This window comes from Streptomyces sp. NPDC054047, assembly GCF_055585065.1.
This window is the reverse complement of the sequence record NZ_JBVJKV010000001.1, coordinates 1434874-1458164: the sequence shown is the minus strand read 5'-3', so window position 1 is coordinate 1458164 and position 23291 is coordinate 1434874. Positions and strand designations below refer to the sequence as shown.

Below are 23291 nucleotides of genomic sequence, written 5' to 3'. Positions count from 1 at the left end.
AGCACCTGAGCGGGCCCTGCGCCCGGCGGCCCGGAGCCGCCGGGTTCCGGGCCCGTCGGCGTGATCACTCGAATGGCTCCGTACGGGTGACCCGGACGGGCGGTCGTTGTTAACCGGGTGACCCCCAGCAGGACGCGCAGCCGTGCCCGTCAGTTCTCCGGAAGGAATGTGCGCAGCGCATGACACCCCGACTCGCCATCGTCGTACCCATCTACAACGTCGAGGAGTTTCTCGGCCCTTGCCTCCGGTCACTGGCCGAGCAGACCATGCCGGACCTCGAAGTCGTCATGGTCAACGACGGCTCCACCGACGGGAGTCCGCGCATCGCCCGCGAGTTCGCCGCCGATGACGCCAGATTCCGGCTGGTCGAGCAGGAGAACGCGGGGCTCGGGGCGGCCCGCAACGCGGGGGTGCGCGAGGCGCGGGGGACCTACCTGGCGTTCGTCGACAGCGACGACGTCGTCCCACGGGACGCCTACGAGCGGATGCTGGCCGCTCTGGAGAAGTCCGGCTCCGACTTCGTCACCGGCAACGTCCACCGGCTGCGCTCGGGCGGCAGGAGCGAGCAGTCGCCGATGTTCCGCAAGGCGATGGAGTCGGACCGCAGCGGCACGCACGTCACCCGCGACTGGGAGCTGCTCGGCGATCGCATCACCTGCAACAAGGTCTTCCGCAGGGACTTCTGGGACCGGCACGGCCTCGCCTTCCCCGAGGGCGTGCTGTTCGAGGACATCTCCGTCACGATCCCCGCCCACTTCCTGGCCGAGTCCGTCGACGTACTGAAGCAGCCCATCTACCTCTGGCGCGACAGGGACGGCTCCATCAGCAAGCGCCGTGCCAACCCCCGTGCCATCCGCGACCGCACCGCCGCCGTCCTCGCGGCGAGCGGCTTCCTCGCGGGGAAGGCCGTGGAGACGGCGGGCACGCCGCGGGCGGAGGTCTTCGCCGACGCCAAGCGGCGCTACGACACGACGGTGCTCGCCGGGGACCTGTGGATGTTCATGGAGGCCCTGCCGCAGGGCGACGCCGCGTACCACGACGCCTTCATGGAGCAGGCCAACGCCTTCCTCGACACCGTCGCCCCCGCGGTCGTCGCCGCGCTGCCGCTCGCCCTGCGCGTGCGCTGGCAGCTCATCCGCCAGCGCCGGGTCACCGACCTGCTCGCCTTCATGACGTACGAGAAGTCCCACCCCGAGGCCTTCCGGGTGCGCGGCCTGCGCCGGCGCCGGGCCGACTTCCCCGGCATCGGCGGACTGCCGCGCGAGACCGTCGCCCTCAAACGCTCCGACCTGCCGCTCAGCGCACAGCTCACCCACATCGCCTGGGACGAGCGGGGCAGGCTCCGGCTCAAGGGCTACGCCTACATCCCCAACCTGCCCGCCGGGCGGATCGGGGCGCGCGCCAGGGTGGCCTGGCTGCGGGCCGGACGGCGGCGCGTGCTGCCGCTGAAGCTGCGCACCGTGCGCGCGCGTGAGGCGACGTACCGCTCCAAGCAGGGCCTGCACAGCTACGACCGGTCGGGGTTCGAGACGGTCGTCGACCCGCGCAGGACCGTCACCAAGCGGCGCAGCACCACCTGGAAGATCGAGATGGGCGTGGTCAGCGGGCTCCTGCCGCGCACCGGGCCGGTCAGGACGGGCAGCGCCCCGCGGCTTCCCGTGCGGTATCTGGAGGAGTTCCTGCGGGTGGCCGTCACCCTCAGCAAGGGGCGGCTGCGGCTGCGCACGGAGCGGGTGGCGGCGCGGCTCGTGGCGCACGAGGGGTGCGGCGGCGTCATCCGGCTGCACGGCAGGATCGCGCCGGGGGAGTCGCAGGCCGTCGACGCCCTGCGGATCGAGAACTGGCACACCAAGGAGACGCACTTCGCCCCGGCCCTGGTGAACGGTCGCGACTTCAGCGCGGACGTGCCCCTCGGCCTCTTCCACGCCGGTGAGAACGAGCGCACCGGCGCGCCCCGCAAGGCCGATCCGTGGGGTGTCTCGCTGGTCCGCGAGGGCGGCGCCCGCACACCGCTCGCCGCCTGCCCCGACGTGTCTCCGGGGCGGTACGGACTGCTGCCGGGACGCGAACTCCTCGTCCTCGCCAACCCGTCGGGGAACCTGGAGCTGCGCGACCAGACCGTGCGGCCGCTCGTCGACAGCGTGACCTGGGAGGACGAGCTGCGCATCGAGGGCAGCCACCCCGACGCCGCGGCCCGCCCCGCAGAGCTGGTCCTCGTGCACGGCGGCCACGGCGAGGAGACCGCGGCACCGGTGCGGATCGAGGGCGGGCGGTTCGCCGCGGCACTGCGCCCCGAAGCCCTGCCGGGACCCGGAGGCATCCTGCCGCTCTCCGAAGGCCGCTGGAACCTCTTCCTGCGCGCCCCCGGCGAGACGGACCCCGACCAGTACACCCCGGTGTGCGTGGCGCCCGGCAAGGGCCGTGAACTCCCCCTCCTGCGCACCAGGTCGGGCCGTGACATCAGCCTGAAGCGGCACGCCCACGACGGCCTCCACCTGCGCTCCGGCTCCGCGCTGCCCATGGCCGACCGGGGCGCGCCGCGCCAGCGCCGACTGCGCGAGGTGTACGCGGCCCGGCGCGGGGAGCCGCTGCGCGACGCGGTCCTGTACTGCAGCTTCGACGGCAGGCAGTACTCGGACTCGCCGCGCGCCGTGCACGAGGAACTGGTCTCCAGAGGCGCCGAGTTGGAGCACCTGTGGGTGGTGCGCGACCAGCAGGTGAACCTGCCGGGGAGCGCCGCGCCCGTCACCCTGTGGAGCGCCGAGTGGTACGAGGCCCTCGCCCGCTGCCGCTACATCGTCACCAACACCCAGCTGCCCGCGTGGTTCGAGCGCGCCCACGGCCAGTACGTCGTGCAGACCTGGCACGGCACCCCGCTCAAGCGCATCGGCCGCGACCTCGCGGGCCACGCGTCGGGAGACCGCGCCTACATGGCGACGCTGCCCGGCCGCGCCGACCAGTGGAGCCTGCTCGTCTCCCCGAACCGCTTCTCCACGCCCGTCCTGCGCGGCGCCTTCGGCTACACCGGCGAGGTCCTGGAACGCGGCTACCCGCGCAACGACCTGCTGCACGCCGCCGACCGCGCGAAGGTCGCCGCCTCCGTGCGCGAACGGCTCGGCATCCCCGAGGGCAAGCGCGTCGTCCTGTACGCCCCCACCTGGCGCGAGAACCAGCCCAAGCAGTCCGGCCGCTACGCCCTCGACCTCCCCCTCGACCTCGAAGCCGCCGCCCGCGCCCTCGGCGACGACCAGGTGCTCCTGGTCCGCAGGCACTACCTCGTCGGCGGCACCGTCCCCGGCTCGGACTCCGTGCGCGACGTCTCGCGCCATCCGGACGTCGGCGAACTGCTCCTGATCAGCGACGTCCTGGTGACGGACTACTCGTCCCTGATGTTCGACTTCGCGCAGACCGGGCGCCCGATGCTCTTCCACACCCACGACCTCGACCACTACCGCGACACCCTGCGCGGCTTCTACTTCGACTTCGAGGCCAAGGCGCCGGGCCCGCTCCTCGCCACCGGCGACGAGGTGATCGCCGCCCTGCGCGACCCGGGGGCCGCGACCGCCGCGTACGCCGACGCGTACGACAGATTCCGCGAGGCCTTCTGCGATCTGGACGACGGACACGCGGCCGCCGGTGTCGTGGACGCCATGCTCGAAGGAGGCCGCGCATGAGCAAGCCGGAACTGCACGACGTCAGCTGCGTCGTGGTCGCCCGCTCGGACGTCGACGCGCTCGAACAGTCGGTGCGCTCCGTGCTCGACCAGACGATGGGCAACGTCGAGGCGGTCGTCGTCGACCCCGGGACGGACGGTCCCGCGCGCGACGCGGCGCGGGCGCTCGCCGCCGACCAGCCGCACCGGGTGCGCCTGGTCCGTGCGCGCGGCGCGCTGTCCGTGGCGGCAGCGCGGAACCTCGGCCTCGACGCGGCACGCGGGCGGTACGTCGTCGTGCTCGGCGAGGGCGAACTCCTGGAGCGGCACGCCTGCCGGAACCTCTTCGACGCGGCGCGCTCCACCGGGGCCGATCTGGTGGCGGGCCGCTGGACGCGGCTGACGGGCAGCGGCAAGAAGGAGCGCGGCCCCGGCTGGCAGGCCCCACTGCACGCGCGGACAAGGGGCGTCGAGAACCTCGCCGACGCGCCCGAACTCGTCGCCAGGGACTCCCTGACCGCCGGGTTCTGCGTCCGCCGGGAGTTCATCGACGCGGCGCGTCTGCGGTACGCCGAGGACCTCGACCACAGCGAGGTCCTCTTCGGCGTCGAGGCCGCCCTCGGGGCCCGCGGCATCACCCTCGTGCCGAACCTGATCACCACCCACCGCGCGGCGCCCGACCTGGCCCGCGAGATCCTCGCGCTCGCCGTCGCCAACGGCCGCGTCGCCGGTCTCCTCGTGAGCCTGGGCCGCCTGGACCTGGCCGACCGGCGCGAGCGGGCCTTCCTCACCGACCACGTGCTGCCCTGCGCCCGTACGTTCCCGCAGCTCACCGCCGAGGAACGGCGCCGGGCCACGGCCGACCTCGCCCCGCACCTCGAAGGCCGCGCGGACGCGCGCGCCCTGGACGCCCTCGACCCCGTGGAGCGGGTGTGCGTGCGCCTGCTCGCGGAGGGCGACGCGGAGGGCGTGCTCGCGGCCGCGTACGCCCTCGCCCGGCCGGGGACGGTCGTCTCGGAGCTGACGGAGCGGGACGGCAAGGTCTACTGGCGCGCGGACGGCCTGGAGGACCCGCGCGTACGGGACCTGCTCGATGTCACCGAACTGGGCCATCAGTACCGGCAGTTGAGCGACGTGCGCCTGCTGAACCGTCTGACCGGGTGTGTGGTCGACGGCGGCAAGGCAGTCCTCGAAGGGCGTCTCGCGCTGCCCGGCGGTCTGGTTCCGAACCGGCCGCCGCTCACCGCCCGGCTCGACGTGCGGCCGCCCGGCACGGGACGGCGCGGCTTTCGCGTACCCGTGGACGAGGTTCACTACGACGGGCACGCGGTCGTATGGCGGGCCACCGTCGGCCTCACCGCCGGGCTGCGGGACCTCGGCGTCCGCGACCGCACCTGGGAGGCGCGGCTGCATCTCGGCGCGGGCGACCAGGAGTTGACCAGCGACCTCGTCGCCGAGCCGGAGACCGTGCGGCACGCCCCGGCCATCGACGTCACCGGCGCGAACAAGGTGTCGCTGCGCCTGGCCCCCCGCCACCGCGCGACCGGCACCCTGCGGGCGGCCCTGCACTACGTCACCCACTTCCGCCCCGCACGCAAGCTGCGGCTTCGGCTGCGCGCCCTGCGCAAGCGGTGGGACAGGCTCAACGGCAAGGTGGTCAAGCAGCGCGTCTACCGGCGGGCGCTGCGCCGGCTGCCCGTCCGCAAGGGCTCGGTGGTCTTCGAGAGCCACATGGGCAGGTGCTACGGCGACAGCCCGCGCGCGGTCCACCAGGAGATCCTCGCCCGGGGCCTTCGGCTGCACTGCACCTGGGCGTACGCCGACTCGACCGACGGGTTCCCCGACACGGCCGCCCTGGTGCGCCGCTGGTCCTGGCGCTATCTGTGGGCGCTGGGCCGCGCCGAGTTCTGGATCGACAACCAGGGCTTCCCGCACGGCCTGACCAAGCCGCGCCGCACCACGTACCTCCAGACCTGGCACGGTTCCGCGTACAAGCGCATGGGCTTCGACGAGGCGCGCGTGAAGACGCAGAACGCCCCGCAGCGCGAGTGGCTCCAGCGGGCCGTCGACCGCTTCGACCACTTCCTGGTCCGCTCCGAGCACGACGTGCACACCCTGGCCCGCGCCTACGGCATCCCCGAGGAGAGACTGCTGCGCTGCGGCTACCCGCGCAACGACCGCCTGATCGCCGCGCGCGCCGCGGACGAGGCGTCGGGCCGCTTCCCCCGCCCCGCCGCGGCCGCCGCCCTCGGCATCCCCGACCACAAGACGGTGGTGCTCTACGCGCCGACGTTCCGCGGCCTGCCCAAGAACAACAAGGCGGTGCGGCTGCCCCTGGACGTACGCACGTTCGCGGACCGCTTCGGGGACACCCATGTCCTCCTCGTACGCGCCCACTACATGGAGGCGGCGAGCCTCCCGGTGTGCCCGCCGGGCACGGTCGTCGACGTCTCGGCCCACCACGACGTGAGCGAACTGCTCTGCCTCGCCGACGTCCTGGTGACGGACTACTCGTCGATCATGTTCGACTTCGCGCTCCTGGACCGGCCGCTGGTGCACTTCGCCCCCGACCTCGACGCGTACCTCGCCGAGCGGGGCAGCTATTTCGATCTGCGGGAGGACGCGGGCGGGCCCGTGGTCGAGACGGAGGAGGAGCTGCTGCGCGTGCTCGGCACGCTGAAGCAGACCGACGGCGCGTGGGCCGAGGCCCGGCGGGCGTTCGCCGGGCGGTTCGGCGCGTACGACCAGGGGCGGGCCGCGGCCGAAGTGGTGGACACGCTCTTCGGGGAGCGGTTCGGGAACACGGAGAAGGGGAGCGGCGCATGACCACGGCTACCACGGCGATGGCCAGGACCGCGACGAGGAGCCGCGACATCTTCCTCCTCGCGAACACCGTCGACGAGCTCGGCGGCGTCACCGCCTGGACCCACCAGATGGCCCGGCTCTTTCAGGACAACGGCCACCGGGTGCACGTCATCGGCGTCCACGAGGCCGAGCTGAAGATGGGGCTGCCCGACGACGTCGGCTACCCCGTGACCAGCCTCTACCGCGAGCATCCGCCGACCCCGCGCCCGGCACGGGGCCTGGGCCGTCTCAACGTGGCGGCGCGGTGCCGCGAGAGGGCACGGCTCACCGCCAAACGGCGGGTCGTCGACCGGCTCTCGGAGATCTTCCGTGCCGCACGCCCCGGCGCGGTCGCCATCGTCACGCAGGTCTGGTCGATGGAGTGGGTCAGGGAGGCGGACACCGCGGGCCTGCGCATCATCGGCATGAGCCACGAGTCGTACGCCTACACCCGCGCCTGCCACCGCTACAAGGCGGTCAAGCGCAGCTACCCGTCCGTGGACCGCTGGCTCGCGCTCACCCAGGAGGACGCCGACGACTGGATCGCGGACGGCATGCACAACGTCGGCGCGATGCCCAACGCCCTGGCCCACCTCCCTCACGTGCCCTCGCCGCGCGCGGGGAAGGTGGTCTGCAGCATCGGCAGGCTCGCCGACCAGAAGGGCGTCGACATGCTCGTCGACACCTGGGCGCTCGTGGCCCCGCGGCGCCCGGACTGGACGCTGCGGATCTACGGCGCCGGAGCGGACGAGGCCGACCTCAAGCGGCAGTGCACGCGCCTGGGGCTCGACGGTTCGGTGGAGTGGCGTGGCCGCACCAGCGATGTGCCGGGGGTGCTCGCCGAGAGCTCCCTCTTCGTGCAGTCGTCGCGCGGCGAGGGCTTTCCGCTGGCCCTGATGGAGGCCATGGCCAGTGCGGTGCCGTGCGCGGCCTTCGACTGCGCGCCGGGCGTCCGCGAACTCGTGCGCCACGGCGAGGACGGCCTGCTCGCCCCCGCCGGCGACATCGAGGCCCTCGCCGACCGGCTCCTGCGCCTCACCGGCAATCCGAGGCTCCGGGACGCGATGGGGGAGCGGGCCCGCAGGAACGTGCAGCGGTTCTCCGAGGCGCGGGTCCTGGCGCGCTGGGAAGAGTTGTTCGAGCTGCTGGAGAGGTAGCGCGGTTCCCCGCGCCCCTCGGGGGCGCGGGGGAGCCACCAGGCGGACTGCCGTCAGGAGCGGCCCGAGCGCGCGAGCAGGGACGACAGCAGGCCCCTGGCCCTGCTTCCGGCACCGGCGGTCGCCGCGAGGGATTGAGGACCCGGCGTCCGAGGAGCCGCCTCGCCCGCGTGCCGGGACACCGGCTGCTCCGGGGACTTCGCCTTCTTGCCGCTGATCCGGATCATCGGGAAGCCCGCGACCTCCTCGGCCCCGTGCCACATGTCGTCGCGCTCCTTCAGGAACGCGGCGAGATCGGCGTGGATCGCGTCGTAACCGCCCCACGTCCCGTAGAACTTGGTGGCCGTGATGCACAGCGGCTTGAGCCCCGTGCTCGCCACCGCGCCCCAGGTCGCCGCGGCCACGCCCGGACAGTGCTCGGCCCGGAAGTCGTCGAGCACGACGATCCCGTCCTGCCCGAGAACCTCCCGGGCGGCGGCGATGTCCGCGTGGACGTGCTCGTACAGATGCGAGGCGTCGATGTGCACGAAGCGGCAGCTGTCCGCCTCCACATGCGCGGTGATCCCGCAGGACGGCTCCTGGACGATCCGCGGCAGACCGTCGTGGAAGGAGCGGTAGTTGGCCTCGAAGGCGCGGCGCGTCAGCGTGGCGTACGAGCGGCCCATCTCGGCGGAGTTGGCCTCGTCAGGGGCGGGCGAGTCGAAGAGGTCGCAGACCGTGAAGGCCTCATCGGCACGCAGATACGCCCCCATGAAGATGGCGCTCTTGCCCAGATACGCGCCGAGTTCGAGCAGGTCACCGCGTTGGTTCCGCTCCAGCTGGCGGCTCAGGATCCAGTCGAAGAGGACCTGGTCGACCGGATGGAACCACCCCTTCACGTCGGAGAGTCGGCCCGGCTGAGGCAGCTGACCGGTGTCCTGACCGGTCGCGGTGGCGTTCGCGGACGGGGTGGCGGAAGCGTTCTGCATATCTGGTCCCGGGGATGGGGGGAGGAGGACGGTGCGGCGCACGCGGAGTGCCGTCAGGAGCACGGTGCGGCTAGAAGCTCGGGGTGGGCCGGGAGACGTCCGCGCGCGGCAGCGGCTCGTCGGCCACCCCCGCGGCCGGCGCCGGGTGCCGGTCCGCCAGTGGCGTCACAGACGGTAGACCTCCGGCCTCGCCGAGCACCACATGCCTCACAACTCGTTCAGCGGCCCGCCCGTCGTCGTACACGCAGAAGCGGTCTCGGAACGCGGCCCGCAGCTGGGCCGAGCGCGAGCCGCGCCAGTGGCCGGTGGCGAAGATGTCGGTGAGCTCGTCCTCGCTGCGCGCGACCGCGCCCGGCGGGAACTCGCGCACGTCGAAGTAGGTGCCGCGGGCCGCCTCGTACGCCTCCCAGTCGGTGGCGTGCAGGACGACGGGGCGGTCGAGGTTGGCGTAGTCGAACATCAGCGACGAGAAGTCGGTGACCAGGGCGTCCGACGCCAGGCAGAGGGACTCGACGCTCGGATGGTCGGAGACGTCGATCAGACGGCCCGACGAGGGCGCCAGAGGTGCCCCGTACGAGTGGTGGGCGCGGGTCAGGACGATGAATCGGGGGCCGAGGTTGTGCAGCAGCCGCTCCAGGTCGAGGGAGCGCAGCTGCGTGTGGCGGTAGTCGCGGTGGGTGGGCGCGTAGAGGATGGCGACCGCGCCCTGGGGGATGCCGAGGCTCTCGCGCAGGCGGGCCACGTCCGCCGAGCCGGCCCGCTGGTAGATGTCGTTGCGCGGATAGCCGTACTCGAGGGTCTTGAAGGAGGCGGGGAAGACGCGCTCCCACACCAGCGTCGAGTGCCGGTTCGCCGAGAGGACGTAGTCCCATTTGTCGGCGTTGCGCAGGAGGGCGGCGAAGTCCATGCCCCGGGCGGCGGCCGGGCGGTCCTGGAGGTCGAGGCCCATCAGCTTCAGGGGAGTGCCGTGCTGGGTCTGGATCATGATCTGGCCGGGGCGCTTGACGAGCCTGCGGTCGAAGTTCACGTTGTTCACGAGGTACTTGGAGCGCGCGAGGGCGCTCCAGTAGGCGGCCGTGCCGGTGCGCAGCCTGCGGGTCGCCGTCGGCAGGGTGTGGTGGTGGACGGGGTCGGCGATCCACGCGGTGCGGATGTGCGGGGCGTGCTCGCGCAGCGCGGCCTCCAGGGCGCCGGGGTTGCAGCCGTAGCCGCGCCCCCAGTACGAGGAGAAGACCGCGCGGTCGGCGCGCAGCGGCAGGCGCAGCTGGATGCGGTAGTGCACCTGCAGCAGGGCGCCCTTGGTCCGGCGCCGCGCCCGCGTCACGTACAGCCTGGCCCTCGACCTGACCCGCAGTACCGTCCACACGGTCCGGTAGGTGCGGTGCGTGCCCAGGCGCACCAGGCCGTGCCGCAGCCGGGTGCGGGTGCGCGGGCGGGCGCCGGGGACGCGGTAGCGGCGGTAGTGGGTGCGGGCCTTGCGCAGGAACGCGGGGCGGCTGCCGCGCGGGAGGCGGTCGCGCTTGGTGAAGACAGTCGAGAGGTGGTCGACCATCCGCCGGAAGAGCAGCGACCGCCAGGCCGCCGAGAGCTCCGGGTGTTCGTCGAGAAACGTGAAGACCCGCTCGTACTGGTCGAAGATGTCGAAGTGCCTGCGGGTCGTGGTGCGCAGGATGCTGCCCCGGCGGCGTTGCAGGTAGTGCACGCAGACCCGGTCGAGGGTGGCGATCGTGTCCGCCGTCATCAGGACCGGGTAGGTCCAGGGCGTGTCCTCGTAGAGGCCGGGCGGGAAGGTGAAGTCCTCGCGCTCGATGAAGTCGCGGCGGTAGGCCTTGTTCCAGGCGACCATCAGGAGCCGCAGCAGGCCTGGACGGTCCGTCAGCCGGAAGGGGACGTTGCCGTCCTGGCGCAGGAGGCTCGCGAACTGGTTGCGCACGGCCTCGCCCGACCAGAACACGCGCGCGTAGTCGTAGATCAGGACGTCCGGCTCGTCCGTCTCCTTGATGCGGTCGGAGATCGCGTGCAGGGAGTCCGGGGTGAGGGTGTCGTCGCCGTCGAGGAAGATCAGGTAGTCGCCGCTCGCGTGCTCCATGCCGGCGTTGCGGGCCCGCCCCAGGCCCACGTTCTCCCTGAGATGGATCGCTTTCACCCGGGTGTCACGGGCCGCGCACTCGTCGATCAGGGCGCCGCACGCATCGGGTGAGCAGTCGTCGACGACGATCAGTTCGAGGTCCGTGAACGACTGGCCGAGGACCGATGCGAGGCATGCGTGCAGATACGCCTGCACCTTGTACACGGGCACGATGACACTGAACCGGGGCAAGGCACATCCATGGGTCGGCGCGGGCACACTGCCCGGCAACGCCCCGACATCCGGTCGAGTTACGCCTTATGCGGCATTTGGGGGATGGGTGCGGGTGAGGCGGCCCCGCTGGAGGACCGCCTCACTCGTCGAACATATGCGCCTGTGCCGGGCATGATCGTCCACCCGGCCGCTACTTGACCGCGCCCGCCATCACGCCGGACACGAACTGCCGCTGGAACGCGAAGAACACGGCCAGCGGGATCACCATCGAGATGAACGCGCCGGGCGCCAGGATCTGCACGTTGTCGCCGAAGGAGCGCACCTGCTGCTGGAGCGCGACCGTGATCGGCGGGCTCTGGGAGTCGGCGAAGATCAGCGCGATCAGCATGTCGTTCCAGACCCAGAGGAACTGGAAGATGCCGAGCGAGGCGATCGCCGGAGCGCCCAGCGGCATCACGACCCGGAAGAAGAGCCGCAGTTCACCGGCTCCGTCCAGGCGTGCCGCCTCCAGGAGTTCGCGCGGGATCTCCGCGAAGAAGTTCCGCAGCAGGAAGATCGCGAACGGCAGCCCGAAGGCCACGTGGAAGACGACCACGCCGATCGTCGTCTCGAAGATGCCGATCGCGCCGAAGATCTTCGACACCGGGAGCAGCGCCACCTGCACGGGCACCACGAGCAGCCCGACGACCCCGAGGAACCACCAGTCGCGGCCCGGGAACTCCATCCACGCGAAGGCGTATCCGGCGAGGGACCCGATGATCACGACGAGCAGCGTCGCCGGGACGGTGATCATGATGCTGGACAGGATCGAGTCGGTGATCGTCTCGTCCTTGAGCAGGTTCGAGTAGTTGTCCAGCGTCATCTGCGACGGCGTGGTGAAGACCTTCCACCAGCCGCTCTCCGCCATGTCGGCCGACGTGCGCAGCGAGCCGAGCAGCAGACCGACCGTCGGCACCAGCCAGAAGAGCCCGACGATCACGAGGAAGACGCGGACCAGGCTGCCGCTCAGGACGGAGGCGATCCGCCCGCCGAGCGACTGCTTCGCCTTCACCACTTCGACTTGGGTGGTCATCGCCGAGCCTCCCGCCGAAGTCGCCGCACGTTGAAGAGCATCACCGGGATCACGAGGAGGAAGAGCAGTACGGCGATCGCGCTCGCCACGCCCGAATCCTTGTCGAGGAACGCGGAGTTGTAGAGCTGGAGCGCCAGGACGTTCGCGTCGTCCTTCGAGGAGTTCGGCGCGATGATGAAGATCAGGTCGAAGATCTTCAGTACGTTGATCATGAGCGTGACCGCCACCACCGCGAGCACCGGCGCCAGGATCGGCACCGTGATCCTGCGGAACACCTGCCACTCGTTGGCGCCGTCCACGCGGGCGGCCTCCAGGAGCTCACGCGGCACGCTCGCGAGACCGGCCGCGATCAGGACCATCGCGAAGCCCACCCAGATCCACAGGTACGAGCCGATGACCGCCGGTGTGATCAGGGAGGGGCCGAGCCAGTCCACGCCGTTGTACGGCTCGCGGAAGTTCGACTCGGGGAAGCGGAGCTGGGCCCCGTCGGCCTCCTTGGGAAGCGCGAAGGTGCCGTCGTCCGCCGCCTTGGCCGATGCCACCACCTTGCCGTCCTTGACGGCCTCGATCTTGATCCCGGGATAGCCGAACTCGGCCTTGTCCGGCGCGTTCACCTCGCCCCGGCCCTTGCCGCGCGTGAAGTCCTGCCAGGCCGTGCCGGTGACCTTGTCGGGGTCCGGCTCCGCGGCCGCGGCGGACTTCGCGCCGTCCGGCATGTCGTCCGGCGCGACACCGGTCAGCGGCAGGACCACCGGAGTGCCCACGCTGACCGGCTTGCGGGTGATGAAGGCGCCTTTGCCCGCCGACTTCAGCGGTGACTGCGTACTGGGATGCGCCTGCGGGAAGGCGGACGACTCGACGAAGGTGTCGTGCACCCCCACCATGACGGCGTTGGCCACACCCCGGTCGGGGTCCGACTCGTACACGAGACGGAAGATGATGCCGGCCGCGAGCATCGAGATCGCCATCGGCATGAAGATGACCAGCTTGAACGCCGTGCCCCAGCGGATTCGTTCGGTGAGCACGGCGAAGATCAGGCCGAGACCGGTCGCGACCGTCGGGGCGACCACCACCCAGATCGCGTTGTTCTTGATCGCGGTCAGGATGGTGTCGTCCGTGAAGAGCGTCTTGTAGTTGCCGAACGCCGTGAAGTCGCCCGACTTGTCGAAGAAGCTGCGGAAGACGGAGTACCCGATGGGGTAGAGGACGAGCGCGCCGAGCAGCACCAGGGCGGGTGCCAGGAAGAGCACCGCCACGGATTTGCGCGTCCCGGTCACGCTCTTGCGCGGTTTGGGCGCCGGGGGCAGCGCCACGTTCGGCGTGCCCCCGGCGTTCGCGGACGCCATCGCGTCAGTCCTTGTAGGCCGCGGCGGCGGCCGTCTCCAGAGCCTTCTGCGTGCCCGCCACGTCCTTCGGGTTCTTCAGGAAGTCCTGCAGCGCCTTCCACTCGCCCTTGCCCGGCGTGCCGCCGAAGGCCTGCGGGGCCTGGTCGGACATGTCGTAGCGGATGTCGTCGCCCGCCGCGATCAGGGCCTTGGCGATGCCCCGCTGCACGTCGTTCGGGTACGCCGCCAGGTCGAGCTCCTTGTTCGGCGAGACGAAGCCGCCCGCCTCCGCCCAGATCTTGGCCGAGTCCGGCGACGCGAGGAAGGTCAGCAGTGCCTGGGCGCCCTTGCTGTCCTTCAGCGCCACGGCGGCGTCACCGCCGACCACTGCCGGGGACTCGTCCCCGACCGCCGGGAACGGGAACACCTTGGCGTCCGTGCCGATCTCGGCCTTCGTCTCCGAGATGGGCAGCGAGACCATGTCGCCCTCGAAGACCATGCCCGCCTTGGGCTGGTCGCCGCCGGTGAACGTCTGCTTCACGGAGGCGGGGAACTCGGTCTGCAGCGCCTTGTCCGCACCGCCCGCGACGAAGCCCTTCTTGCCGAAGATCTCGCCGAGCGTGGTCAGCGCCTCCTTCACGGAGGGGTCCGTCCACTTGATCTCGTGCTCGGCCAGGTCGTCGTACTTCTCCGGGCCCGCCTGCGAGAGGTAGATGTTCTCGAACCAGTCGGTGAGGGTCCAGCCGTCGGCGCCCGCGACCGAGATCGGCGGTACGCCGGAGTCGTACACGGTCTGGGCCGTCTTCACGAAGTCGTCCCAGGTCTTGGCCTCCTTGGCGCCCGCGTTGTCGAAGACCTGGGTGTTGTACCAGACCAGGGACTTGTTGGCGGCCTTGAAGTACACGCCGTACTGCTTGTCGTCGACGGCTCCGAGGTCCTGCCAGCCCTGCGCGTAGTTCTTGTCGAGCTGCTTCTGCGCCTCGGGCCCGACCGGCTTGGCCCACTTGTTCTCCACGGCCTGCTCGATCGCGCCGACCTGCGGAAGCATCGCGACGTCCGGCGGCGAGCCGCCCGCGACCTTCGACTCCAGGAAGCTGATGATGGGGTCCTGGGCGGGTACGAAGGTGACCTTGGCCCCGGTCCGCTTCTCGAACTCGTCGAGAACCTTGAGGAAGACCTTCCGCTCCGAGCCGCCCCATACGGCGGCGACCGAGACGGTCTGCCCGTCCAGCTTCGGCAGCTTGACCGCCGCGGCGCTCTCCTTGCCGCCGCCCTTGTCCCCGCCGTCCTTGTCGTCGCCGTCGTCGCCACCGCACGCGGTGACGGTGAGCGCGAGCGCGCCCGCGACGAAGGCCGCGGCGAATTTGGCTGTGGTACGCCGGTGTTGCGGTGCCCTGCGTGTTCGAAGACTGCTGCGCATCACTGCCCCGTTTCTCTGCCCTGACGAGTCCCGTGCGGTCTGTCTACGCCCGCCCGGGGAGAGGCGGCAAGAGCGCCAACCATGACAACTGGGTGATCGTGATGGCGTTGTGACGTGCCGTCATGAGCTGCGGGTCCGCTCGCGCACCGCGGGCACGCCGTCTCCGTCGTGGGCAGGCGGGTCGAGTCGTCCCCGTTGTGGGCAGGCGTTCCGCAGGGCGGCACGGCGCGGGTTCACAACAGGGACGGCACCTGATCCGCGGACACGGACCGCGCGGCCCGCTCCAGGGCACTGGCGAGGAGGGCCAAGTCCGTGGGTCCGTTGCCGAGTTCACGGACGGGCCGGCGGGTCGGAGGGTCGCCCATCCGCTCCCACTCCAGAGGAACAACCGTCGGACGCAACGTGGACGTACGAGGAATCCGCCCCGTTACCCGCCCCGCCTGGAAGGGGCACACCCGCCCCTCGGCGGTCCGAAGCTCCCCCCGCCCGGGAGCAGGCTCATCCGGCCCGGGAGAAACCGCGTCCAGGACGACCCGCAGCGCCGCCCGCCGCCCCAACTCCGTCTCAGGAGTCCGCTCATGACGCGCGGTGGTGGCGACCAGATGCACCCCGAGCCGCTCCCCGTCCCGAGCCACCGCTTCCAGCGCCCGCACGACGGACCCCGCCGCGGGCCGCCCCGGCGATCCCAGCGCGGGCGAGAGCAGCGCGTCGAAGTCATCGACGATCACGACGAGCCGAGGCAGCGGCGGTCCCGGTTCAACTCCTTTGCGGGCGGCGGCGACGGGCCGCAGCCGCATCGTGGAACTCGGCGGCGGATCGAGATCGCCGCCGCCCCCACCGGCCGGAGGTGCGGACGCAGCCGCGGCCGAAGGCACCTGCGTGTGCCACTCGGCGAACCCGAGCCGCCCCAGCAGCTCGGCCCGCCGCTTCAGCTCCGCGGTCAACGACTGGGCGAACTCCCGCATCCGTACGGGGTCGTTGGCGGCGAGATGCGTGGTGACGTGCGGCAGGTCCGTACAGACCGCGAGGCCCTCGACCAGCCGTATGTTCCCGCCGTTCGTCCCGCTGCCGGCGCTGCCGGTGCTGTCCCGCCCGTCGATGAGGACCATGCCGAGCCGGTCCGGCCGCTCCGCGGCGGCCAGCGAGGCGGCGATGGACCGCAGCAGTTCCGTACGACCGCTCCCCGAAGGGCCCTCGGCCAGCAGATGCGGGCCCTCGGCGGCGAGGTCCACGACCACGGGACCGCGCGGCCCCGCCCCGAGCACCGTCCAGGCCCGCCCGCCCGACGCCTCGGGATCATCGGCGGCGGCGGCCCACCGCGCCATCAGGGACGCGGGAGTGGCCCGAGCGAGCCCCAGTTCGTCGAGGAGCCGCGCCATCTGAGGCAACGGAGCGGACACGCGCGCGTGCCCTTCGCCGGGCGCCCCGTCCGTGCGGAAAGGCGCCAGCGCGCGGGCGAACCGCTCGGCCCAGGCCTGCGACACCGCGTCCACGGCGGCGACCGTTCCGTACCCCGCGGGCTGTCCGTCCACGGTCCGCAGCAGCCGCAGCGCGGTGGCCACGTCGCCGCTGAGCAGCGCGACGGCACCGCAGGCGCGGAAGGCGGGCGACACCGAGCAGGCGGCTTCGTACGTGGCCGACACCGGGGAGGCGGGTGACGCGGCAGGGGTCTCCGCGAGGCAGACGACATGAATCCCGGCGGTGGCACCCTCCCGCGCCAGGCGCACCACGGAGTCGCGCAGCCCGGCGGACCCGGGATCGCCGTCCACCACGACGACGGTGCGTGGCCCGGCGTCCGGAGAGCCGACGGCGGGCCCGTCGGCGGAGCTGTCGGTGGCGGTCGCGGCGGCGGCCGACCTGTCCGCCACATGGTCGTCGAGGCGCCGCAGCAGCTCTCCCGTGCGCGCGGCCGCCTGGTCGCGGTCGTAGGCGAGGAGGAGGCGGCAGTCCTGGCCGTGCGTGGGCCGCAGGTGCGGGAGCCAGCCGAGCCAGGACCACTCGGCGGCGCGCTCCGGCGTCGGCCGTGCGCGGTCCGTGCTGAGCAGCACGATCTCCAGGGCGTCGGGGGAGTGCAGCGCCGCGAGCTGGGCGACGACGGAACGGGCCAGGCCCGTGAGCCGCTCGCGCGGTCCCGCGAGGCCGAGCGCGCCCGCCTCGCGCAGGCTGACCGTCACGGGGACGGCGGGCAGCAGGCCCCGCTCGTCCGGGTTCGCGCGGTCGACCGTGCCGAGCCGGACCGCGAGCGCCTCGGGGTGGCCGGGTCCGCGCTCCCAGAGCCGGGGGCCCGGACCGAGCGCCGTGAGCAGCAGGGACGCCGGGTCGGGCCAGGACTCCGGGGTGCGCGCGGCGGCGGCCATCGCGAGGTCCTCGGGGGTGGGGCCCGCCGGTTCCGGGGCGGCGGCGCCGCTCCCGGTGTCGTACGCGTCGTCTTCGGGCTCGCCCGGTCCGTACGCGTCGTCACGGGCGCCCGTCAGCCGCCGGGCCCAGGCCGAGAGGCCGCTTCGCTTGCGCAGGCCGCGCGGCACGGTCGTCCCGCGCGCGGGGGTGCCGGTGCGGTGGCTCTCGGCCTCCGGGGCGCCGCCCTGCTGGGGCACGAGCGGTCCGTCGGTGAGAGACGCCCGGCCGTACGCCCCGTGTGTTCCGTACGTGCCGCCCTGGGTGCCCTCGCCCGCCGCGCCCCAGCCCGCCGAGCCGTACGCGTGGTGGGTGCCCTCGGAGGGTGCGCGGCCCGCTTCGGGGGGAGTGCTCCGGGGGTCGTTCCGGGGAGCTTCGGCGCTCGCGGCGACCCGCACGCGCACGTGCCCCTCGCCGTCCGCAGCCGTCGGCAGCGCGCCGCCCGTGCCGTCCCCGGCGGTGAAGCGCAGCGCGGACTCGCCGAGCCGCAGCAGGGAGCCGGGGGAGAGGCGCACCGGGCGGTCGGTGATCTCGCGGCCGTCCACCGTCGTGCCGTTCGTGGACCCCAGGTCCGTGACGGTCACCTGGCCGTCCGGGGCGAGCGTCACCGCGCAGTGCAGCCGCGAGACGTCCGGGTCGTCCAGCGGGACGTCCGCGTCCGCCGAGCGGCCCACGCGGATCTGGCCGCCGTGCAGGAGGTGCACACCGCCCGCGTCGGGTCCCGCGACCACGTGCAACTGGGCGGCGGCTCCCGCCAGTTCGGGTCCTGGCTCGGCGGGGGAGCCGAGCGAGAGCACCGCTCCGTCGATCAGCGGGGGCTCCCCGAGGGTGCAGCGCTGGGCGTCGAGCCGCTCCGACTCCGCGTACAGGACGACCGGTCCGTCGCCGCCCGCGACCGCGGCGGCGAGACCGGAGGCGACGGTGGCCAGAGCGGTCCCGGGAGGCGCGGTGACCAGCACGTCACAGGCGCCGCGCGGCACGACATGGCGGCCTTGGGGCTCGGCGGTCTGGCCGCTGCGCGGCCCGAGGACGGTCAGCCGGATCTGCATCGCCGTCAGCGGTCCCTTCTGCCCTTGCCGCAGGGCACGGGGACTCGCGCTGTGATTCCCCCCACCGCACACGGCCATGTCGGCCAGTAACAGGTAGGCATCTTCGCACCTGCCACTGACAACACGCCCGGCGGCCACCAGTAAGTGATCTTGATTGGTCGGCTCTGCTCGGAAAAGTGCCTGCTTGGACCGTTGCGATCGCCGGTCGGCGCAGGATGGCGAAGGTCAATTCGCCGCCCATCGGCAACCAACGGCCCCAGTGGTGCGTCTTTCCACCGAACAGCTGTCCGGCCACCGGCGGCCGGGTCGGAAAGTGACCGGCCGATGCCCCGTTCGGCGGCATTAGAGTGGGTCGGAACACCCTCCGGCGGGTAGCCGGGTCCGGACAGACCAGCCATCAGCAGGGAGCACGACGTGCGGCCGGTAGGCAGCAAGTACCTGCTCGAGGAGCCGCTCGGGCGCGGCGCCACGGGCACCGTCTGGCGAGCCCGCCAGCGCGAGACCGCGGGTGCCGAGGCGGCCGTTGCCGGCCAGCCCGGCGAGACCGTCGCGATCAAGGTCCTCAAGGAGGAGCTCGCCAACGACGCGGACATCGTGATGCGCTTCCTGCGCGAGCGCTCCGTCCTGCTCAGGCTCACGCACCCGAACATCGTGCGGACCCGTGACCTCGTCGTCGAGGGAGAGCTCCTCGCCCTCGTGATGGACCTGGTCGAGGGCCCCGACCTGCACCGCTACCTCCGCGAGAACGGCCCGTTCACGCCGGTCGCGGCGGCCCTCCTGACCGCCCAGATCGCCGACGCCCTGGCCGCGAGTCACGCGGACGGAGTCGTGCACCGCGACCTGAAGCCAGCGAACGTGCTGCTCAAGCAGGACGCCGACGGTGCGATGCACCCGATGCTCACCGACTTCGGCATCGCGCGCCTGGCCGACTCCCCGGGCCTGACCCGCACCCACGAATTCGTCGGCACGCCCGCGTACGTGGCGCCCGAGTCCGCCGAGGGACGCCCGCAGACCAGTGCGGTCGACATCTACGGCGCGGGCATCCTCCTGTACGAGCTCGTCACGGGGCGTCCGCCGTTCGGCGGCGGCTCGGCCCTGGAGGTCCTGCACCAGCACCTGAGCGCCGAACCGCGCCGCCCCTCCACGGTTCCGGACCCGCTGTGGACGGTCATAGAGCGCTGCCTCAGCAAGAACCCCGACCACCGTCCCAGCGCGGAGAACCTCGCGCGCGGCCTGCGGGCCGTCGCGGACGGCGTCGGCGTGCACGCGTCCAGCGCGCAGATCGCCGCGGCGGAGGGCGTGGGCGCCCTCCTCATGCCCGACCCGGACCCCGCCATGGTGCCGGGCACGGCGGGCGCGGCCGACCCCACCCAGGTGCTGCCGAACAACGCGGGGTCCTTCGATCCGAACGCGGCGACGAGCGTCATGCAGAGCACCGGCGGCGCCGGTGACGCGGACCCCACGTCCGTGCTCCCCAGCGGCAGCCGCGGCGCGGCCGACCCGACGGCCGTCATGCCGCCGGTGCCGCCGAACCGGCCCGGCACCGACCCGAACGACCCGCACCCCTGGCAGAACCAGATGCGGGCGGCCCGCGACCGCAACGAACAGACGCAGGTCCAGTCGTACCTGGACCCCAACGAAGACCCGCTGCGCCGTCGCCGCCCCCAGCGCCAGGTGCAGCAGCCGCAGCCGCAGCAGCGCCCCCAGCAGTACGCGCCGCAGCAGCAGCGCCAGCCCCAGCGTCCGCAGCAGCAGTACGCCCCCCAGCCCCAGCAGCAGTACGCGCCGCCGCAGCAGACGCCGCCCCAGCAGCCGCCCGCGGGACGCCCGCCGCGTGAGCCCAGGGAACCCAGGCAGCGCGGCTCGAACCCGAACCGGATGAAGATCCCGGGTCTCGGCTGCCTCAAGGGTTGTCTCTTCACGCTGATCATCCTCTTCGTGGCGAGCTGGCTCGTCTGGGAGCTGAGCCCGCTCCAGGAGTGGATCGGCACGACGAAGGGCTACTGGGAACAGCTGACGGACTGGTACGACACGGTCGCCGGCTGGATGGGGAAAGTGAGCGGCAACTAGCCGCCCGCGCCCGGTGACGGGCGAATCCCTTCCCGACTCTGGGGATTTGTCGACACCTGCGGGGTGATTTCTGCTCCTGGAGTGAAGGTTGGCGTCGAGGCCGCGTAGCTTTGTCGCCAACACGCATCCGTAGGAGCAGTCTTGGCACGCAAGATCGGCAGCCGGTACACCGCCCACCAGATCCTTGGTCGGGGCAGCGCCGGCACGGTGTGGCTGGGCGAGGGACCCGAGGGTCCCGTCGCCATCAAGCTGCTGCGCGAGGACCTGGCGTCGGACCAGGAGCTCGTCGGCCGCTTCGTCCAGGAGCGCACGGCTCTGCTCAGCCTCGACCACGCGCGCGTGGTGGGCGTCCACGACCTGGTGGTCGACGGGAACGACCTCGCCCTGGTGATGGACCTGGTCCGCGGCACGGACCTGCGCACCCGCCTGGACCGCGAGCGGCGGCTCGCCCCGGAGGCCGCGGTGGCGATCGTCGCGGACGTCGCGGACGGCCTCGCGGCGGCGCACGCGGCGCAGATCGTGCACCGTGACGTGAAGCCGGAGAACGTCCTCCTGGACATGCAGGGCCCCCTGGGCCCCGGCGGCTCGCACCCGGCCCTCCTCACGGACTTCGGCGTCGCCAAGCTGATCGACTCCCCGCGCCGCACCCGCGCGACGAAGATCATCGGTACGCCGGACTATCTCGCCCCCGAGATCATCGAGGGCCTGCCCCCGCGTGCGGCGGTCGACATCTACGCGCTCGCGACGGTCCTGTACGAGCTCCTCGCGGGCTTCACCCCCTTCGGCGGCGGCCACCCGGGAGCGGTCCTGCGCCGCCACGTGACGGAGACGGTGGTCCCGCTCCCCGGCATCCCGGACGAGCTCTGGCAGCTGATGGTCCAGTGCCTGGCCAAGGCCCCGGCGTCCCGCCTGCGCGCATCGGAGCTCGCGGCCCGGCTGCGGGAGCTCCAGCCGCTGGTGGCGGGGATGCCGCCGCTGGACGTGGACGAGCCGGACACGGAGCCGCAGGCGGAGGAGACGGAGGAGGAGCCCGCGCCGGAGCCCACCCCGGGCGCCCCGCGCCGCGGAGCGGTGCCCCTGGTCCCCGGCGCCGCCCCCGACTCGAACCGCGACACCCACACCTCCATGCGCGTCCCGGGCCCGGACGAGCTCGCCGGCGGCGCCCGGGGCACGGCCCGCGCCCCCCGCGCCTCCGGAGCGGCCCGCCCCGGCTCGGCCCGCCACCGCGCGTCGGCCCGCCGCCGCAGGATCACGCTGGGCGTGGCGGGAGCGGTCCTGGTGGCGGCGGCGGGCATCGGCACCTGGGCGGCCACGAACGGCGACGACGCGGACGCGACGCCCCAGGACACCAAGAACTCGTCCCCGACGCCCCCGTAACCTCGCGTCCCGCCGCCCCCGCCGTCCCCGCCGTCCTCGCCGTCCTCGCTGTCCTCGCTGTCCTCGCTGTCCTCGCCGTCCTCGCCGTCCTCGCCGTCCTCGCCGTCCCGCCGTCCCCGCCCTCCCCGCCCTCCCCGCACTCCCTGCCCACCCTGCCCACCCCGCCCACCGCGGGGTGCTCGGGTGGGTGGGCGGGAGACATCCGCCGCGAAGCGGCGGCACGGAAATCCCCCGGCCGACCGGCAGGGGCGAGACGCGCCAAGGCCGCCCCGCCCCGCGACGGGGCGGCAACCCCGTCCCCCGTAGCCGCGAGGAAAGACCGCTTGCGCTCAGCCGTTAGGCTGGACCCGTGGCAGTCGTCGATGTATCCGAAGAGCTCAAGTCCCTCTCCTCGACCATGGAGTCGATCGAGGCCGTCCTGGACCTCGACAAGCTGAGGGCAGACATCGCCGTGCTCGAGGAGCAGGCGGCGGCGCCGTCCCTGTGGGACGACCCCGAAGCGGCACAGAAGATCACCAGCAAGCTGAGTCACCTCCAGGCGGAGGTACGGAAGGCCGAGGCCCTGCGCGGGCGTATCGACGACCTCAGCGTGCTCTTCGAGATGGCCGAGGAGGAGGACGACCCGGACACCCGCGCCGAGGCCGAGACCGAGCTCACGGCCGTCAAGAAGGCGCTGGACGAGATGGAGGTCCGCACCCTCCTCTCCGGTGAGTACGACGCCCGTGAGGCGCTCGTCACCGTCCGGGCGGAGGCCGGCGGCGTGGACGCCTCGGACTTCGCCGAGAAGCTGCAGCGCATGTACCTGCGCTGGGCCGAGCGCCACGGCTACAAGACGGAGCTCTACGAGACCTCGTACGCGGAAGAGGCCGGCATCAAGTCGACCACCTTCGCCGTCCAGGTCCCGTACGCCTACGGAACGCTCTCGGTCGAGCAGGGCACGCACCGTCTCGTGCGCATCTCGCCCTTCGACAACCAGGGCCGTCGCCAGACCTCCTTCGCCGGAGTCGAGATCCTCCCGGTGGTCGAGCAGACCGACCACATCGAGATCGACGAGTCCGAGCTCCGCATCGACGTCTACCGCTCGTCGGGCCCCGGCGGCCAGGGCGTGAACACGACCGACTCCGCGGTCCGCCTGACGCACCTGCCCACCGGCATCGTCGTCTCCTGTCAGAACGAGCGCTCGCAGATCCAGAACAAGGCGAGCGCGATGAACGTCCTCCAGGCGAAGCTCCTCGAGCGCCGCCGCCAGGAGGAGCAGGCGAAGATGAACGCCCTCAAGGGGGACGGCGGCAACTCCTGGGGCAACCAGATGCGTTCGTACGTCCTGCACCCTTATCAAATGGTGAAGGACCTGCGAACGGAGTTCGAGGTGGGCAACCCCGAGTCCGTGTTCAACGGCGAGATCGACGGTTTCCTCGAAGCGGGAATTCGCTGGCGCAAGCAGCAGGAGAAGTAAGCGCCGCTTTATCGACAAGGCAACTGCCGCCCACGAGGCGGCAGTTGCCTTTTACGTCACAGTCACATCTCCGTACGCCGGTCAACTGCTGCTATTTCAGACATCGCGCGCGCAACGACCTTGACGTTGCTGTGGAAACCGGAAAGGCTCGCGAGCGGCATGCGTATCTCTGGGGCGCGTGTGATCTGTGGGGGCGGATAGAGCG

Annotated in this window: 12 protein-coding genes; 6 read left to right on the top strand and 6 right to left on the bottom strand. The window is 72.3% G+C overall.

Annotated features, from left to right (window positions below):
* Positions 1-179 precede the first annotated feature (179 nt).
* Genes ACZ6ZP_RS06560 through ACZ6ZP_RS06550 form a run of 3 tightly spaced genes read left to right on the top strand, consistent with a single transcriptional unit; the run spans position 180 to position 7653 of the window.
* On the top strand, positions 180-3674 hold the full coding sequence (locus ACZ6ZP_RS06560; protein WP_469405724.1) for a CDP-glycerol glycerophosphotransferase family protein: 3495 nt from the start codon (positions 180-182) through the stop codon (positions 3672-3674).
* Positions 3671-6478 (top strand): bifunctional glycosyltransferase/CDP-glycerol:glycerophosphate glycerophosphotransferase, encoded by a 2808-nt coding sequence (locus ACZ6ZP_RS06555; RefSeq protein ID WP_469405723.1) that lies wholly within the window; start codon positions 3671-3673, stop codon positions 6476-6478. The genes ACZ6ZP_RS06560 and ACZ6ZP_RS06555 overlap by 4 nt, the downstream gene beginning before the upstream one ends.
* Positions 6475-7653, top strand: a complete 1179-nt coding sequence (locus ACZ6ZP_RS06550) for a glycosyltransferase (protein ID WP_351170951.1) — start codon at positions 6475-6477, stop codon at positions 7651-7653. Before ACZ6ZP_RS06555 ends, ACZ6ZP_RS06550 begins: the two co-directional genes overlap by 4 nt.
* Before the next feature lie 53 nt (positions 7654-7706).
* Here the strand turns inward: ACZ6ZP_RS06550 and ACZ6ZP_RS06545 are convergent, their stop codons facing one another.
* From ACZ6ZP_RS06545 to ACZ6ZP_RS06520, 6 genes are all read right to left on the bottom strand, one after another.
* Complete coding sequence (locus tag ACZ6ZP_RS06545) at positions 7707-8621, bottom strand: class I SAM-dependent methyltransferase (protein WP_469405720.1); 915 nt, start codon at positions 8619-8621, stop codon at positions 7707-7709.
* A 70-nt stretch (positions 8622-8691) separates the two neighbouring features.
* Positions 8692-10941, bottom strand: coding sequence for a bifunctional glycosyltransferase/CDP-glycerol:glycerophosphate glycerophosphotransferase (locus ACZ6ZP_RS06540; protein WP_469405718.1), 2250 nt, complete (start codon positions 10939-10941; stop codon positions 8692-8694).
* 172 nt (positions 10942-11113) lie between these two features.
* The gene (locus ACZ6ZP_RS06535; protein WP_351170960.1) at positions 11114-11995 is read right to left on the bottom strand and encodes a carbohydrate ABC transporter permease; all 882 of its coding nucleotides are present in this window, start codon (positions 11993-11995) and stop codon (positions 11114-11116) included.
* Entirely contained in the window at positions 11992-13341 is a 1350-nt protein-coding gene (locus tag ACZ6ZP_RS06530) for a carbohydrate ABC transporter permease (RefSeq protein ID WP_383822293.1), read from the bottom strand. The genes ACZ6ZP_RS06535 and ACZ6ZP_RS06530 overlap by 4 nt, the downstream gene beginning before the upstream one ends.
* Positions 13342-13345: 4 nt before the next feature.
* Positions 13346-14740: an ABC transporter substrate-binding protein gene (locus ACZ6ZP_RS06525; RefSeq protein ID WP_361469498.1), complete on the bottom strand. Its 1395-nt coding sequence runs from the start codon at positions 14738-14740 to the stop codon at positions 13346-13348.
* A 233-nt stretch (positions 14741-14973) separates the two neighbouring features.
* On the bottom strand, positions 14974-18183 hold the full coding sequence (locus tag ACZ6ZP_RS06520) for an FHA domain-containing protein (protein ID WP_469405716.1): 3210 nt from the start codon (positions 18181-18183) through the stop codon (positions 14974-14976).
* A gap of 414 nt (positions 18184-18597) precedes the next feature.
* On the opposite strand from ACZ6ZP_RS06520, the gene ACZ6ZP_RS06515 reads away from it, so the two are divergent.
* From ACZ6ZP_RS06515 to prfB, 3 genes are all read left to right on the top strand, one after another.
* Positions 18598-20253: a serine/threonine-protein kinase gene (locus ACZ6ZP_RS06515; protein ID WP_351170968.1), complete on the top strand. Its 1656-nt coding sequence runs from the start codon at positions 18598-18600 to the stop codon at positions 20251-20253.
* Between the two features lie 141 nt (positions 20254-20394).
* A complete protein-coding gene (locus ACZ6ZP_RS06510; RefSeq protein WP_351170971.1) occupies positions 20395-21630 on the top strand; it encodes a serine/threonine-protein kinase in 1236 nt (411 codons plus the stop codon).
* Between the two features lie 349 nt (positions 21631-21979).
* Positions 21980-23086, top strand: coding sequence for a peptide chain release factor 2 (gene prfB / locus ACZ6ZP_RS06505; protein ID WP_351170974.1), 1107 nt, complete (start codon positions 21980-21982; stop codon positions 23084-23086).
* Positions 23087-23291: the final 205 nt, after the last annotated feature.

Excerpts from the sequence above, each read along its gene's own strand:
- ACZ6ZP_RS06530 (WP_383822293.1), bottom strand. The coding sequence starts at position 13,341 with ATGGCGTCCGCGAACGCCGGGGGCACGCCGAACGTGGCGCTGCCCCCG.
- ACZ6ZP_RS06545 (WP_469405720.1), bottom strand. The coding sequence starts at position 8,621 with ATGCAGAACGCTTCCGCCACCCCGTCCGCGAACGCCACCGCGACCGGT.
- ACZ6ZP_RS06550 (WP_351170951.1), top strand. The coding sequence starts at position 6,475 with ATGACCACGGCTACCACGGCGATGGCCAGGACCGCGACGAGGAGCCGC.
- ACZ6ZP_RS06535 (WP_351170960.1), bottom strand. The coding sequence starts at position 11,995 with ATGACCACCCAAGTCGAAGTGGTGAAGGCGAAGCAGTCGCTCGGCGGG.
- ACZ6ZP_RS06555 (WP_469405723.1), top strand. The coding sequence starts at position 3,671 with ATGAGCAAGCCGGAACTGCACGACGTCAGCTGCGTCGTGGTCGCCCGC.
- ACZ6ZP_RS06560 (WP_469405724.1), top strand. The coding sequence starts at position 180 with ATGACACCCCGACTCGCCATCGTCGTACCCATCTACAACGTCGAGGAG.
- ACZ6ZP_RS06520 (WP_469405716.1), bottom strand. The coding sequence starts at position 18,183 with ATGCAGATCCGGCTGACCGTCCTCGGGCCGCGCAGCGGCCAGACCGCC.
- ACZ6ZP_RS06525 (WP_361469498.1), bottom strand. The coding sequence starts at position 14,740 with ATGCGCAGCAGTCTTCGAACACGCAGGGCACCGCAACACCGGCGTACC.